A 14,628-nucleotide genomic window follows, 5' to 3' on the forward strand; every position below is an offset into this window, starting at 1 on the left:
GTCAGCGATGCGGGCCGATCACGTTCAGTTGTCAGCCAGCCATGCCTCGACGGCGTCAGCGTTCGCACCCCGCCGGTGTATCGCCCCCGCTCGCACGTCGACGACGGTCGAGCCGACGCCGCCGGTTTCGCCGCCGTCGAGTACGACCGCCGCTCGATCGCGGATTTCGTCGAGTTCCGCGACAGTGGTGGCGCTTGGACTGCCCGAGGTGTTCGCACTCGTTGCCGTCAGCGGCGCGACTGCTTCGAGGAGCGCGAGCGCGACGGGGTGGTCCGGCACCCTGACGCCGACCCGCGACTTGCCGCCGGTCAGCACGTCCGGGACGCCGTCGCGTCGCTCGGTGACGACGGTGACGGGGCCGGGCAGGAACTCGCGCATGAACCGTTCCTCGCGGTCGGTCGGGGAGACGTAGTCGAGCGCCCTGTCCACGTCGGGCACCGCAAGCGAGACGGGCTTGTCCCGCGAGCGCCCTTTCGCGGCGAAGACGGCTTCGACCGCGTGGATGTTGGTCGCGTCGGCCGCCAGTCCATACACCGTTTCGGTCGGGTAGACGACGAGTTCGCCCTCACGGAGCGCCGCCGCGGCGGTTTCGACATCCGCCTCGCGTGCGTTGTCGCTCATAGCTGCGCTTCGACGGCGTCGTAGTCGGGGAAGTCGGGCCACTCCTCGGCGACCCACGCGTACTCGACGGTGCGCTCTCCGTCAAGGACGAATACCGCGGGTCGCGGTTCCGCGATGCCTTCCATCCCGTCTAACTCCAGGGCGATACCGTACTGCTCGGCGACGCCGTTCGCGGGGTCCGAGTAGAGCCGATAGTCGCCCTCGATATCGCGTTCTTCGAGTAAGTCCTTGTGGGCGTACGGCGTCGAGATGGAGAGGCCGACGACCGTCGCTTTCTCGTGCCACTCCCGGTCGCGTATCTCGTTCCAGACGTACGTCGCCGGGAACGCCCCATCCATCGCGTGGAAGACGAGGACGACGGGGCCGTCGCTGTCGGCACAAACCTCGGAGAGGGACACGTCTTCCCAGAACTCCTCGTTGACGAGCGGTCGGGTGAAGTCCGGTGCCGTCTCGCCCTCTTCGGGGTGGTCGGGCGACTCCAGCTCGACGACGTCGAAGTCGAGGTCCATTCAGGCCACCCCTCGTTCTTCGCCTTCCGTGTTCTTCCCGTACGTCCGTTCGAGATACTCGACGATGTTGGCGCTCTCGCTCATCGTGACGCCCGTGTTCTCGTCGACGATGGCGGGAACGGTCCGTTTCCCCGAGAGTCGCTTGACCACGTCCCGCTCCGAGTGCATCGGCTCGATGAACCGCGAGCGGTACGCCAGTTCGTGTTCCTGTAGCTTCCGGACGACGCGCTCACAGAACGGGCACGCCTGCAACCGGTAGAGTGTGATGGCGGGATCGCTCATACGGCCGCTGGTACGCGAGAGAGCCGGGTAAGGGCTTCGGCGGGGTCATGACAAGCCTTAATCCCCGGGAATGACAACTTCGACCGTCCGATGGCCCTAGACCCACCTGTGTCGTTCGCGCTGTCCACTGCGATGCTCCAAACCTACGAGGTCGTCGGCATCGCAATCCCGCAGAGTGCCGTGTTGGTCGGTGGCATCGTCTCGATAGTTCTCCTCATCGTGCTGTCGGCCTTCTTCTCCTCCTCGGAGATCGCGATGTTCTCCCTGCCCGCTCACCGGACGGACGCGCTGGTCGAGGACGGCGTTCCCGGGTCGAAGACGCTCAAACAGCTCAAGTCCGACCCTCACCGCCTGCTGGTGACCATCCTCGTCGGGAACAACATGGTCAACATCGCGATGTCCTCCATCGCGACCGGATTACTCGCGATGTACCTCACACAGGGCCAGGCCGTCGCGGTCGCGACGTTCGGCATCACGGCCGTCGTCTTGCTGTTCGGCGAGAGCGCCCCCAAGAGCTACGCGGTCGAGAACACGGAGTCGTGGGCACTTCGCATCGCTCGGCCGCTGAAATTCGCCGAAAAGGCGCTGCTCCCACTCATTCTGTTGTTCGACTACCTGACCCGCGTCGTCAACAAGATAACCGGCGGCCGCTCGGCCATCGAGACGTCCTACGTCACCCGCGAGGAGATTCAGGACATCATCGAGACGGGCGAACGCGAGGGCGTCTTAGACGAGGAGGAACGCGAGATGCTCCAGCGCACCCTCCGCTTTAACGACACCATTGCCAAGGAGGTCATGACGCCGCGGCTGGACATGACTGCGGTGGCGAAGGACGATTCGGTGCGCGAGGCGCTCGAAACCTGTATCCAGAGCGGCCACGCACGCTTGCCCGTCTACGAGGGGAGTCTGGACAACGTCATCGGCGTCGTCCACATCCGCGACCTCGTCCGTGACCTCAACTACGGTGAGGCCATCCCCGAAGACATCGTCTTAGAGGACCTCATCGAACCGACGCTGCACGTCCCCGAGTCGAAGAACGTCGACGACCTGCTGACCGAGATGCGCAAAGAGCGCATGCACATGGTCATCGTCATCGACGAGTTCGGGACTACCGAGGGGCTGGTGACGATGGAGGACCTCACCGAGGAGATCGTCGGCGAGATCCTCGAAGGCGAGGAGGACGAGCCCATCGAGTACGTCGGCGACGACACGGTGACGGTCAAAGGCGAGGTCAACATCGAGGAGGTCAACGAGGCGCTGGACTTAGAACTCCCCGAGGGCGAGGAGTTCGAGACCATCGCGGGCTTCATCTTCAACCGCGCGGGCCGCCTCGTCGAGGAGGGCGAGACCATCACCTACGACGGCGTCGAGATACGCGTCGAACAGGTCGAGAACACGCGTATCATGAAAGCCCGCGTCGTTCGGCTGGACCCGGAGGACGAGGAAGTTGCCGCCGAGGATGCCGACGCCGAAGAAGCCCAGCCGGAGTAGCTCACAGGAGTGCGTCGACGGCGAGGAACGCGCCGTAACTCATGGCAAAGGCGAGCAACAGCGAGCCGAGCCACGCCAGCACGGTCTTTCCCATCTTCTCGCGGCTCACTTCGCCGCCGCCAGCGGCCGCGCCCGACCCGACGATCGCCGAGACGATAATCTCGTTGAACGAGACGGGGATACCGAAGAAGACGGCGGCCTGAGCGATGATGAAACTCGGGATGAGAGCGGCGATAGAGCGCCGAGGACCGAGCGAGGAGTAGTCCTGTGCCAGCGCCTTAATCATCCGCGGCGCGCCGGTCCACGACCCGACGAGCAGACCGATACCGCCGAACAGGAGGACGCCGGTGATGGGGATGCCCGCCGTCAGATCGGTGTCCAGTAGCGGGACGAGTGGACCCAGCGCGAGTCCGACCTGGCTCCCGCCAGCGGAGAACGCGACCAGTCCCCCGAGAACCAGCAGGAAGTGTCGCTGGCCGGCCGCGGGGTCGTTATACATGTCGCGGTAGAGGAGACCGGCACCGAACAGAACGGCGAGCAGCGTAACGGCGGCCATCGTCGGCAGCTCGGGTGCCGCTACTGTGCGAGCCACCGCGCGGGCGACGGACGCTTGGTCGTCTCCGGGGGCCAGAAAGACGAACTCGATGTTGGCGAGGATGGCCCCGACGAGGCCGCCAAGCAACGGCACGATCCGCTCTTCGGCGGTGTTCTCGTGGCGCAACAGCCACGCCGTTCCGAAAGCCATCCCGCCGCCGAAGAAGGGGGTCGCCGCCCACAGCGCGAGGATTTCGACGTACTTGTCGATCGCGGGAGCGCCGCCCATCGCCAGCCCGACGCCGACGACGGCTCCGGTGACGGTAAAGGCGGTGGCGATCGGGTAGCCCGTGAAGATGCCGACCGCGACAAGCGCCGCCGCCGTCAGCAACGCGACGATGGCCGCGGCCGCCGTCAACCCGCCCCCCTCGGGAAAGATAATGAGACCGCTCCCGACCGTCTCCGTGACGTTCGCGCCCTGTAACACCGCGCCGGCCAGTCCGAGGATACCGACGAAAAAGCCCGCCCGCATCACCGAAATCGCGTTCGCGCCGACCGCCGGAGCGAACGGCGTCGACCCGGAGGAGCCGGCACCGATGGTCCACGCCATGAACAGGCTGGCCGCCGACGCGATCACCAGCGTCACCAACACGCTCGTCGCTACCATCGTACCATCTACCCCGGCGTTTGCCCTACCGCGCAATGAGCCTACCGCTCGCAGTAGCCGCTATCTCCACACGAAACGAAGGGGTATGCGAGCATGTAACATGGAATCCCGTGCAGTTCGTTTCTTAGCGCTCGCTGGCGGAGTAGCGAATTACGTGTTCGCTGTTCGAAACAGCGGGCGGCCGCTCCGCCCTCGTAGGCGACACCGCTCGCACGGAGGCGAGCTTAGTTCGTTTTGGCGTCCGTCTCTTCCCCCGGCTCTGTCGCCTCGACGCCTTCCGCCGCTTCGACGTGGTCGGTCGCTTTCTCGGTGTCGACGTGCCAGCGGTCGACGGACTGGTCGAAGTCGGCCAGTCGGTTCGAGACGCGCATCTTCAGGTCGTCGTCGTTGACGTTGACCTCGAAGACGTACTCGGGGTGGTCCTCGCCGTTGATGCGCCGGAGGTTCGCGCTGACGAGTTCGTTATCGAAGTAGTAGGGCGCGATCTGTGTCATCACGTTGCGGTAGACGGCGTCCTCGACTTTGCGGAGGGCTTTCCGGCCGGCCGAGTCGGCCGCGCGGGCGACGTAATCGACGGACTCTCCCCACTTGTCCATGGCCGCGTCGGGTTCGTCTAAGTTCTCGTAGGACTCCGAGAGTTTCTCGCCGGCCGTCTGGAGGTCCTCGTCGGGATTCTTCCCCGCTTGTTCTCCCTTCCCCTCGTCGACGCTCGCCTGCTCTGCGGTCTTCTCGTTGACGTCCTCGTCCAGTCGCTCGTGACTCTTGGGCCGCCACTCGTCGAACTCCGCCAGCGCGTCTTCGTCCACGTCGGCCGCCGTCTCCTCCGCTACGAGGAGGTCCTTCAGCGCCTGTGTGATGCGCTCGCCGTGCTCGACGATGTCGACCCAACCGCCCTGTGTCTTGAATCCGGAAACGCTCTCTTCGATGTCTGCCATTGTAAAACGATTCGTGGTAACGACGTTCGTTACGTACTGTTATACCGTTCTCGCTCGGAGCGAATAACGTTTCCCCTGCACTCCCGCCCGCCACTTATCCCGCTCGCGCACGTACCCGGTGGTGATGACATCCGCACTGTTCGTCGTCAGCGAGCACGGCTACTGGGGCGAGGAATGTATCGAACCGCTGACCACGCTCAGCGACGCGGGCGTCGACGTCACCGTGGCGACGCCGTCGGGCGATAAACCGGTCATCGACGAGCGGTCGGTCGATCCCGACGAAATCGGCGAGGAAGCCGCCGAACGCATCATGGAGATTCACGATACCGACGAGCGACTCAACGACCCGACGCCCGTCGCTCGGACCGACGCGGCCGATTACGATGTCGTCGTCTTCCCCGGCGGCCACGGTACCGCGTGGGACATCAATCAGGATAGTGACGCGCGCCGCCTCCTTCGGGACGCCGTCGAGGGCGAGGACGGCAAAGCGCTGGTCGTCTGTCACGCTGCGGGCCTGTTCGGCTTCACGCGCGACAGCGACGGCGAGTTCCTCGTGGCGGGCCGGTCGGTCACCGGCTTCCCGAACGAGTGGGAGGAGGGCATCGTCGACGACGACGACCTGATGCCGGACGGCCGGAAACTCCCCTATTGGGTCGAAGACGAGGCGAAAGCGGCCGGCGCGAACTGGGACGCCGAACTCGACGCCGACACGAGCGTCACCGTCGACGGTGACCTCGTGACCGCCCGCGGTCCCGAGTCGTCGTCGGCGGCCGCCCAGACGTTGCTAGAGGAACTGGGAATCGAGCAGACGGCCTGAGGTCGGCCCGCATCGGCCGACGGTCGGGAACTCGTCCGTGAACTATCAGGCGTTCGTCGCCTCTTCTCGTCTGGCCGACTTCGCTCCCCGAATTCTTTGATACCTATCACCCGAATTGAAGGTAGCTGAAGCGAGCGTGATGAGTACAGGTTATCGCGCGCTCCATCTCAGCGAGGAGATTCTCAGCCGATGGCGTGAAGCGAACCCCGTCTTACCGTCGGGTTTCGCCACAATCCTGACCATAGCTTTAAGACGTTTTCGCGGGTACTTTCACGGAGATATGTCGAACGACCAGCGCGACCGACGACAGAGCAGACGACAGTTCATTCGCGCGGCCGGCGTCACGGGCGTCGCCGCCCTCGCCGGTTGTGGCGGCGACGGTGGCGACGGCGGCGACGGCGGCGACGGAGGGGCCGAGACCGAAACGACCGGGGACGGTGGCGGCGGCACCGGCACTGGAACCGAGGGCGGCGACGGCGGTGGCGGATCGGGCGAGACCCGCCTCTCGTGGCACGCTGGCGGGACCGGTGGGACGTACTTCCCGCTCTCGAACGAGTTCAAGACCATCGTCGAGGACAACACGGATTTCACGCTGAACGTGCAGTCGACGGGGGCCAGCGTCGAGAACGTCGGCAACCTCGCCAGTGGGGACGCCGACTTCGCACTCATCCAGAACGACGTGGCGTCCTTCGCGAAGAACGGCACCGGCATTGACGCGTTCAAGGGCAATGCCGTCGAGAACCTGATGGGCGTCGCGACGCTGTATCCCGAGACCATCACCATCCTTACGCTGGCCAACACCGATATCACACAGATTTCGGACCTCTCGGGTGCGACCATCAACACCGGTGACCTCGGGTCGGGGACGCAGGTCAACGCGAATCAGATTCTGGAAGCCGTCGGCATCTCCGAATACAACGAACAGAACGCCTCCTTCTCGCAGGCGGCCGACCAGTTGCGAAACGGCGACATCGACGCGGCGTTCGTCGTCGGCGGGTGGCCGGTCGGTGCGATAGAGGACTTGGCGAACACCAACGACCTCGTCCTCGTCCCCATCGAGGGGCAGAACCGTCAGAAGGTCAAAGACGCCGCCTCGTGGTTCGCCGACGACACGATCCCCGGTGGAACTTACACCGGCATCGAGAACGACGTGCAGACAGTGGCGGTTCAAGCGATGATAGCCACGAACGCCGAACAGCCGGAATCGACCGTCGAGACAGTTACGGCGGCCATCTTCGATAACACGGACCAGCTCAGTATCAAGACGGACTTCATCACCAAGGACTCCGCACAGGACGGGATGTCCATCGAACTCCACCCGGGTGCGGCGGCGTACTTCGACGCTTGAGTGAAACCGTGGTGACCGAATCGCCCGCCAACTGCCGTTTCCCGAACACGACATCCGCACTATGAGTCGGAGATTCGCCGTCGCCGCTGCACTACTCGCTATACTGGCACTCGGCACCGCATCGGCAGTCCCGGCCCAGCGGGTGCTGGTCGTCGAGGACGCCCAGACCGGCGAGGCGTACCTGACGACGCCGGTTGAGAACGGCACGACTGTCGCACTCGAATACACCCACAGCGTCGAGAAGACGCGCGTCTACGACGGCTACACCGTCGATGGCGACCGGCTGGTCATGACGCGCATGGAGTTCGAATCCTTCGGCTGGGGTCTCCCCAGCGGCGCGAACGTCACCCGCGAGAACGGCACCTTCGTTTACGATCCGCCCGGTGAACTCACCCGACTCACCGTTGCGCCCGGCCACGTCGCCGGTCACCGACTGCACGTCGGGAATCAAACCTACGATTTGGTCGCGCTGACCGACGAGCGCTCGGTCGACATCCACGTCACCCGGCGCTCGGCGCTTGCGGCCGCAATACACCTACTTGACCCATGAGTTCCAACACCGACGATTCGACGGCGCAGGGTACCGAAGACACCGTCTCCGACGAGGAGGTAGACGAGGTATTACAGGAGATAGAGCGAAAGCGGGCGTTGCAGGGATGGGCGGCCGTGATCGTCGCGGTCGTCGGGATCTCCTTCTCGCTGTTCCAGATGTGGCTGGCGGCGAAGGGGTTCGTCCTCTCCATCGAGCTGCCGGCCGTCGGCGAGGTGCAGTTCGCGTCGCTCCAGTCGCTCCAGATAAACGCCGTCCACGTCGCGTTCGGGTTGGTGCTCGCGTTCCTGTTGTATCCATCGAGCACCGGTGACGGGCCGATTTCACGACGCTGTATATTGCTGCCAGACTGGCTCGACGACCAACTCGGCGCGGATCACCCGGTCACGCGCGGGACGCGGGTCGTCGGCGGCGCGCTCGCATGGCTGTTCGTCGACAGGGACCTCGAACGGATAACGCCGCTCGATGCGGTGCTAATCGGTATTTCGATATTGTCGGCGGCGTACTTCATCACCGACTTTCAGGAGATTCAGCGGATGCGTGCGCTCGGTCTGGAGGCCGGGCGGCCGATTCAGGAGGTCTTCACGTTTCTCGAACCCATCACGGGCCTGCTCGGGCCACTCGCGGACACCTCCTACGCGTTCGTCCTGGGCGTCGTCGGCGTACTACTCGTCTTGGAGGCGACCCGACGGTCCATCAGCCTCTACTTGATGATCATCGTCGCCGCGTTCGTCGTCTACGCCCGCTACGGCTACCTCATCCCACAAGGGGCCGCCTACGTCGGCGTCCTCTCCATCCCGCCGCTGGGGTGGGACTCCATCATCCAGAACCTCTGGTACAACACCGAAAACGGCGTGTTCGGCATCCCGGTGACGGTCTCCGTGCAGTTCATCTACATCTTCATCCTCTTCGGCGCGTTCTTAGAGATGTCCGGGGCTGGCCAGTGGTTCATCGACCTCGCGTACGGTGCGACGGGGACCCGTCGGGGCGGCCCGGCGAAGGCGTCCATCCTCGCCAGCGGGTTCATGGGGACCATCTCCGGGTCCTCAATCGCCAACACGGTGACGACCGGGGCGTTCACGATTCCGCTGATGAAACGCTCAGGGTACCGGCCGGAGTTCGCCGGCGGCGTCGAAGCCTCTGCATCCTCGGGCGGACAGATTCTCCCGCCGGTGATGGGCGCGGCGGCCTTCCTTATCGTCCAGTACACGGCGACGCCGTTCCGCGACGTCATCATCGCTGCTACCATTCCGGCCATCGTCTTCTTCTTCGGCGTCTGGGTGATGGTTCACTTCGAGGCGACCAAAGAGCACATCGGCGGCCTCGACCCCTCGGAACTGGTCAACATCCCGACCCACCTCAAGACCGGATGGTTCTATCTCGTCCCCATCGGACTCTTGCTGTACTACCTCATCATCGAACGCCTCTCGGTCGCTCGGTCGGCGTGGTTCACGCTCATCGCCATCGGCGCGCTCATCACGCTCGTTGCGGCGTACAGCGACGAGACGCGGGGCCGTCTCGGAGCCATCTTCGCCGCGCTGTTCGCTGGGCGATTCCTCGCGCAACTGCTCACCGGCGCGAACATCCTCGGCGCGCTGGCTGGCGATGGAACCGGTGGGCAGTCCGCGCAGGCGGCCTTCGCGGCCACCGTCGGCGGACTGGGCGGCATCGCCATCCTCGCCGGTGTTCTGACCCTCGCTACGCGGCCGTACCTCGACTCGCCCATCCTGAGCTTCGATAGCGCCGTCGACGACGCCGCGCAGACGACGGCCGATGCCATCGGCGAGTCGGAACTGGCACGAAACGGGCTCTACCGCCTCGGTATCTTCCTCGGAAAGTCAATGGAGAGCGGTGCCCGCACCGCCGTCCCGGTCGTTATCGCCGTCGCCGCCGCCGGTATCATTCCCGGCGTCATTAGCGTCTCCGGACTCGGTCCGAACCTGGTCGCACTCATTCGCGCCGTCGCTGGCGGGTCGCTGATCCTCCTCTTGCTCGTCACCGCCGTCGCCTCTATCATCCTCGGGATGGGGATGCCGACGACGGTCACCTACATCATCCTCGTCTCCCTGCTCGCCCCGGCGCTGGTCCAGTTCGGCGTCCCGGAACTGGCCGCGCACCTCTTCATCCTCTACTTCGGCGTCATCGCCGACATCACGCCGCCAGTGGCGGTGGCCGCTTACGCAGCGTCGGGTGTGGCGAAATCTGACGCCTTCCAGACGGGTATCGAGGCGTTCTCGCTGTCGCTGAACAAGGCCATCGTCCCGTTCGCGTTCATCCTCTCGCCCGGTATCGTCCTCCTCACCCGGAAGGCCAACGCCGACGAGCTGCCGCTCGGCGAGCAGTATCGGGTCGTCCAACTCTCGGACTTCGCCGACCCCGGATTCGCCATCTTCGAGGTGCTCATCCCCATCGCCGGCGTGTTCATCGGCGTCGTGGCGCTGGCGGCGACGGTCATCGGGTACGTCGAAGCGCCCGTCTCGCGTGGCCAACGGGCCGCCTTCGCGCTCAGTTCGCTCCTGCTCATGGCTCCCGGACTCGCCGTCTCGGGTACGTTCGACGTGCTTGGGTTCGTCGGCTTCGGGGGGGCTGGCGAAGTGACGCTCGTCGTAGACATCGCGCTCCGGGCCGTTGGCCTGGCGCTGTTCATCGCGCTACTGGTCGAGAACCGACGCCGCCGTGAACCGGTGTCCGAGACGACCAGCAGCCCCGAACCCGCCTGAACGCGGGCCGGTCTGTGTTTCCCTCTGAGGACGACTGTCCCTTCGTCACAGTTTAATCGGAGCGTGCCGACCCCTCGCGTATGACCATCGAACGGCGCGGCGACGCCTCGCTCGTCACGCACGCGCTCGCGAAGGACGAACTCTCGAAACTTCGCGATGTCGAGACAGAACAGGTCGCCTTCCGGAAGGGACTGGTCCGGCTAGGGCGCATCTGCGGCTACGAGATAATCGACGGCCGCCTCGAAACCGAGTACGTCGAGATACAGACGCCGATGACGACGACGATGGGCGAACGGGTAAATGGCCTCGACGACGTGGTCATCGTCAACGTCCTGCGGGCGGCGACGCCGTTCGTCGAGGGGCTGCTGAAGGCGTTCCCGCGCGCCCGACAGGGCGTCATCTCGGCGAGCAGAGACGAATCGGCGGGGATGAACGACGACGGCGAGTTCCCCATCTCCGTCGACTACGTGAAACTCCCCGAGATTCGGCCCGAGGACACGGTCATCGTCGCCGACCCGATGCTGGCGACCGGGTCAACGATGACGAAAGTCGTCGAACACATCACCGATGAATCGCCGGACCCTGAGCAGTTCATCGTCCTCTCGGCCGTCGCCGCGCCACCGGGCATCGTCCGCGTCTCCGAGGCATTCCCGGACGTGGACCTCCTGACCGTCGCCATCGACGACGAACTCGACGAGGACGGCTTCATCGTCCCCGGACTGGGCGACGCCGGGGACCGAGCCTTCCGGACGGACTGAGCAGACTCGAAAGCGATTTATACGGGGTCGCACAACGGGAAGCCACGGCGATTTTTCACGGCAGTTCGGCGAACGTCGAACCCCTTCGTTTCAACTGGAGAACAATGGACGGGAGCCGGAAGGTCCTTCCACCGGAAACGAAACCAGATACCGCGAACTGCGAGTATCAGTGACTGCTGGAGTCGAACCAGCTACCACCACCCGCCGCAGTCGAAGTTATCGGCGACGTGGCTCTCGACTGCATCGCGGGTGCAGGAGGTCAACGTGGTCGTGTGGCCGTCGTAATCGTTGTTCGCTGGGTCGTCGGTGCAGGTGTCCCAGTTGGCACCGATGGGTCGATTGGTGCCGGTCTCGTACGTCGTAATCATCGGCGACACTTCCGTCGGTGAGTAGTAGTCACTACCCGTCAGCAGGCCGCCATCCTCGTGTGTCGCGCTCATCGTGTGGAAACACTCGTGGAGCACCATGTTCCTGAATATCTCCTCGTCGTACTCGAGATGGTCGTAGTCGGGCGTGGGATTAACGGTCACCTCAGCCGACGACGCCTGTCCGTCGGTGACCAGTCGCCCCGGCTCTTCGAGGCTCCCGTCACAGTCCGACAGCAGGAGGTACGTCGTCCCCGCTTCGTTGCCACAGCTCTGGCGGAACGCCTCGAAATCCACCGACTCGGACTCGTCGTCTTTCGTGTACAGTTCGCCTCTGCTCGCGTTGAGGTCGAAATCAACCGATACGCTCGATAAGACGTCGACCGCGCTGTCTATCCAGCTGCCCCAGTAGTAACTCACCGTCGATGTGTAGTGGACTTCGACGTCGACCGTGTTCGTACACGCACTCGCAGTGCCAGCACTGGCAGCGAGCAATCCACTCCCACTGACTGCCGCGCCCGTCTGTTTGAGCACCGTCCGTCGCGTCCGCTCGGTTTCATCGGACATACGGACTGGCAGAATATCGGAATACTGAAAAAACAACCACTAACCCACAAGTAAGTAACTGGTCGCTAGCTCACCTCTGCTCGATGTCGGCCCGACCGCTGGTCGCGCTCCGGATGCGGTCCCGTAGCGTCGCGCCCTCGCTCTGGGGGACTCGCACCGAGAACGTCACGTCGGCCGCGTAGTCGGCGTCGAACTCGACGCCCGCAGACTCTAACAACCCCCGGACGCTGCCGGAGTCGTCGTACTCGACGGTAACGGCGAAGCGTTCGTGGGGGACTGCCTCGACGACGCCAGCGGCGTCGACGCCCTCCTTGACCGCCCGCGAGTACGACCGGGCCAACCCGCCGACGCCGAGGTTCGTCCCACCGTAGTAGCGGGTGACGACAGCCGCGACGTTCTCCAGATCCCGCTGCTGGAGGACGTTCAGCGCGGGTTTGCCGGCGCTTCCGCTCGGCTCGCCGTCGTCGTTCGAGTACTCCCGGAACGGTGACGCTCGCACGCGGTAGGCCGGCACGTTGTGGGTCGCGTCGGCGTAGGCATCCCGAATCTCCGCGACGAACGCCTCGGCGTCTTCGACCGTCTCGACGGGCGCGACGTGACCGATAAACTCCGAGCCACGCACCTCGGAGCGGGCCTCGGCGCGGCCTTCGACGGTCCTGTAGCTGTCTGCCACGCTCGCCCGTACTCACGGCGCGCGAATAGCGCTTGTCGTTCGGCGAGTTCCGTCCGTCTCGAAAAATCAGCTCAGGCCAGTTCGATGGTCCGGACGAACGGCATGTTCCGTATCTCGTTGATCAACTCGCCCGGCAGTTCCTCGTCGGTGATGACGTAGAGGCGCGGTTCGTCGGTGAACTCGGGGTCCTCGCTCAACACCTGCCGGATGGTGATGTCGTGGTCCGCGATGGCGTCAGTCACCGCCGAGACGATGCCAACCTCGTCGGCCGCCCGAACCGAGACGGTGATGGCGGTCAGGTCCAGTACCGGCGCTAAGTCGAGGAGACTGGGAACCGCCGAGATGTTCCGGAAGATGCGGCGCAGTTCCTCGTCTTCGAGGATGGCATCCGTTGTCGCGTTGACCACGCGCCGGTCCACGCCGACCTCCCGGGCGATGCCCGTATTCGGGATTTCGATGCCGCCGGAGACGACGCGACCCTCCTCGTTGACCGAGAACCCGCGTTCGAGCAACAGGCGGATGACCGCCTGTTGGCCCGGTGAGTCCTCGAACTTCCGCATGATCTCGTCGAACATCGACGCTACAGTTCGCCTTTCGTGCTGGCGACGTCGCTCCGGCGCTCGTCGATACGAGTCGCATCGTCGAGCGCCCGCGCCAGCCCCTTGAACAGCGCCTCGATCTCGTGGTGGGCGTTCTCGCCGGTGACGCCACAGTGCAGCGTCAACCCAGCGTTGGTCGCCAGCGAGCGCCCGAAGTGTTTCGCCATGTGGCTGGTCAGCTCGCCGACGCGGCCCTGCGAGAACTCCCCGTCGAAGCCGAAATACGGCCGACCGGAGACGTCCACGACGACGCTGGCGACGGCCTCGTCCAGCGGCACCTTCCGGTCGGCGAAGCGGACGATGCCGCGCTTCTCGCCGAGCGCCTCCTCGAAGGCCTCGCCGAGCGTGATCGCCACGTCCTCGACGGTGTGGTGATCGTCGATTTCGAGGTCGCCATCGCACTGGACGGTCAGGTCGAACAGCCCGTGCGTGGCGAAGGAGTCGAGCATGTGGTCGAAGAAGCCGATGCCGGTGTCGACGGTGCTGTCGCCGTCGCCGTCGAGATCCAGCGTCACCTCGATGTCCGTCTCGGCCGTCTCGCGGGTGACAGCCGCCGTGCGGTCGCTCATACGTTGTCTCTATCGGCCGTCTATTTGGGAATTGTGACCGCTAGTGATTATTGGCTGAATTGGCTTTGTTGAAACCCTCAGCAGAGGACATATCTTGACTCGGTGCGATCAATACAGGGATTCACTTATCGGGGCAGGCAGTGTACTGTTCACTATGCCTGAAGAAGTGCTGTTCAAATCGGAAAGCGACCAGAGTCGAGAAGAGATTGCATCGTACCTTCGGAAAGTTGCGGATAATCTCGACAGCGGAAACGCTATCAGCCTGAAAGCAGGTTCCGAGTCTGTAACACTGAATCCTCCTGCCCGACCGACCTTCGAGGTCAAAGCTGAACGCGAAGGCCCAGCTGGCAATATGACTGAATTAAGTGTCGAGTTCGAACTCGAATGGGACGAGAATGCCAGTGGGGAGAGCAGCGGAAGTGACCAGCTAGAAATTGAGTAATCACTCCGCACGGTCAATCTAACGGCTATTTCACGCGAGAAGGTATCTACGGATGGGGTTCAAGAGAGTCACTGAATTCTTGTTGCAGAGAGCGAACGGGCTCAGAACGGCCGGAAAGCCCCCGCTTGAGCGCGGTCGCTGTGCGACATATTCTCGCTCGCGGCGCTCGCTCGAATAGGGG

General features: G+C 64.3%; 16 protein-coding genes. 7 read left to right on the forward strand and 9 right to left on the reverse strand.

The window, feature by feature from the left end:
• Nucleotides 1-24: 24 nt before the first annotated feature.
• Genes E4S61_RS08815 through E4S61_RS08825 form a run of 3 tightly spaced genes read right to left on the reverse strand, consistent with a single transcriptional unit; the run spans nucleotide 25 to nucleotide 1,412 of the window.
• Nucleotides 25-621: an L-threonylcarbamoyladenylate synthase gene (locus E4S61_RS08815; protein ID WP_135303568.1), complete on the reverse strand. Its 597-nt coding sequence runs from the start codon at nucleotides 619-621 to the stop codon at nucleotides 25-27.
• A complete protein-coding gene (locus E4S61_RS08820) occupies nucleotides 618-1,130 on the reverse strand; it encodes a redoxin domain-containing protein (RefSeq protein WP_135303569.1) in 513 nt (170 codons plus the stop codon). Before E4S61_RS08820 ends, E4S61_RS08815 begins: the two co-directional genes overlap by 4 nt.
• Nucleotides 1,131-1,412 (reverse strand): glutathione S-transferase N-terminal domain-containing protein, encoded by a 282-nt coding sequence (locus E4S61_RS08825; RefSeq protein WP_135303570.1) that lies wholly within the window; start codon nucleotides 1,410-1,412, stop codon nucleotides 1,131-1,133.
• Between the two features lie 90 nt (nucleotides 1,413-1,502).
• Here E4S61_RS08825 and E4S61_RS08830 point away from each other — a divergent pair, with 90 nt between their 5' ends.
• The gene (locus E4S61_RS08830; protein WP_135303571.1) at nucleotides 1,503-2,903 is read left to right on the forward strand and encodes a hemolysin family protein; all 1,401 of its coding nucleotides are present in this window, start codon (nucleotides 1,503-1,505) and stop codon (nucleotides 2,901-2,903) included.
• Between the two features lies 1 nt (nucleotide 2,904).
• Here E4S61_RS08830 and E4S61_RS08835 read toward each other — a convergent pair whose 3' ends face one another.
• The gene (locus E4S61_RS08835) at nucleotides 2,905-4,104 is read right to left on the reverse strand and encodes an inorganic phosphate transporter (RefSeq protein ID WP_135303572.1); all 1,200 of its coding nucleotides are present in this window, start codon (nucleotides 4,102-4,104) and stop codon (nucleotides 2,905-2,907) included.
• Between the two features lie 224 nt (nucleotides 4,105-4,328).
• Entirely contained in the window at nucleotides 4,329-5,039 is a 711-nt protein-coding gene (locus E4S61_RS08840; protein WP_135303573.1) for a DUF5828 family protein, read from the reverse strand.
• Between the two features lie 124 nt (nucleotides 5,040-5,163).
• Between E4S61_RS08840 and E4S61_RS08845 the strand changes: the two genes are divergently transcribed.
• The 5 genes from E4S61_RS08845 to upp all read left to right on the forward strand — a co-directional run bounded on the left by E4S61_RS08845 (nucleotide 5,164) and on the right by upp (nucleotide 11,232).
• On the forward strand, nucleotides 5,164-5,856 hold the full coding sequence (locus tag E4S61_RS08845; RefSeq protein ID WP_135303574.1) for a type 1 glutamine amidotransferase domain-containing protein: 693 nt from the start codon (nucleotides 5,164-5,166) through the stop codon (nucleotides 5,854-5,856).
• Nucleotides 5,857-6,136: 280 nt separating this feature from the next.
• Nucleotides 6,137-7,204: a TAXI family TRAP transporter solute-binding subunit gene (locus tag E4S61_RS08850; RefSeq protein ID WP_135303575.1), complete on the forward strand. Its 1,068-nt coding sequence runs from the start codon at nucleotides 6,137-6,139 to the stop codon at nucleotides 7,202-7,204.
• Nucleotides 7,205-7,265: 61 nt separating this feature from the next.
• On the forward strand, nucleotides 7,266-7,754 hold the full coding sequence (locus tag E4S61_RS08855) for a DUF1850 domain-containing protein (RefSeq protein ID WP_135303576.1): 489 nt from the start codon (nucleotides 7,266-7,268) through the stop codon (nucleotides 7,752-7,754).
• Nucleotides 7,751-10,474 (forward strand): TRAP transporter permease, encoded by a 2,724-nt coding sequence (locus E4S61_RS08860; protein WP_135303577.1) that lies wholly within the window; start codon nucleotides 7,751-7,753, stop codon nucleotides 10,472-10,474. Before E4S61_RS08855 ends, E4S61_RS08860 begins: the two co-directional genes overlap by 4 nt.
• An 80-nt stretch (nucleotides 10,475-10,554) precedes the next feature.
• Nucleotides 10,555-11,232 carry a uracil phosphoribosyltransferase gene (upp, locus tag E4S61_RS08865; protein ID WP_135303578.1) on the forward strand — a complete coding sequence of 226 codons (678 nt, stop codon included), beginning with the start codon at nucleotides 10,555-10,557 and terminating at the stop codon, nucleotides 11,230-11,232.
• Nucleotides 11,233-11,423: 191 nt separating this feature from the next.
• On the opposite strand, the gene E4S61_RS08870 is transcribed toward upp, so the two are convergent.
• The 4 genes from E4S61_RS08870 to hisB form a co-directional block, all read right to left on the reverse strand.
• On the reverse strand, nucleotides 11,424-12,164 hold the full coding sequence (locus tag E4S61_RS08870; protein ID WP_135303579.1) for a hypothetical protein: 741 nt from the start codon (nucleotides 12,162-12,164) through the stop codon (nucleotides 11,424-11,426).
• Between the two features lie 70 nt (nucleotides 12,165-12,234).
• Entirely contained in the window at nucleotides 12,235-12,837 is a 603-nt protein-coding gene (locus tag E4S61_RS08875) for an IMPACT family protein (protein WP_135303580.1), read from the reverse strand.
• A 71-nt stretch (nucleotides 12,838-12,908) separates the two neighbouring features.
• Nucleotides 12,909-13,412, reverse strand: coding sequence for an ACT domain-containing protein (locus E4S61_RS08880; RefSeq protein WP_135303581.1), 504 nt, complete (start codon nucleotides 13,410-13,412; stop codon nucleotides 12,909-12,911).
• Between the two features lie 5 nt (nucleotides 13,413-13,417).
• Nucleotides 13,418-14,005: an imidazoleglycerol-phosphate dehydratase HisB gene (gene hisB, locus E4S61_RS08885; protein WP_135303582.1), complete on the reverse strand. Its 588-nt coding sequence runs from the start codon at nucleotides 14,003-14,005 to the stop codon at nucleotides 13,418-13,420.
• Nucleotides 14,006-14,159: 154 nt separating this feature from the next.
• On the opposite strand from hisB, the gene E4S61_RS08890 reads away from it, so the two are divergent.
• Nucleotides 14,160-14,447 carry an amphi-Trp domain-containing protein gene (locus tag E4S61_RS08890; protein WP_135303583.1) on the forward strand — a complete coding sequence of 96 codons (288 nt, stop codon included), beginning with the start codon at nucleotides 14,160-14,162 and terminating at the stop codon, nucleotides 14,445-14,447.
• The last annotated feature ends 181 nt before the right edge of the window (nucleotides 14,448-14,628 follow it).

It is taken from the genome of Haloarcula amylovorans (assembly GCF_004681185.1).
In the GTDB taxonomy this organism is placed as follows: Archaea; Halobacteriota; Halobacteria; order Halobacteriales; family Haloarculaceae; genus Haloarcula; species Haloarcula amylovorans.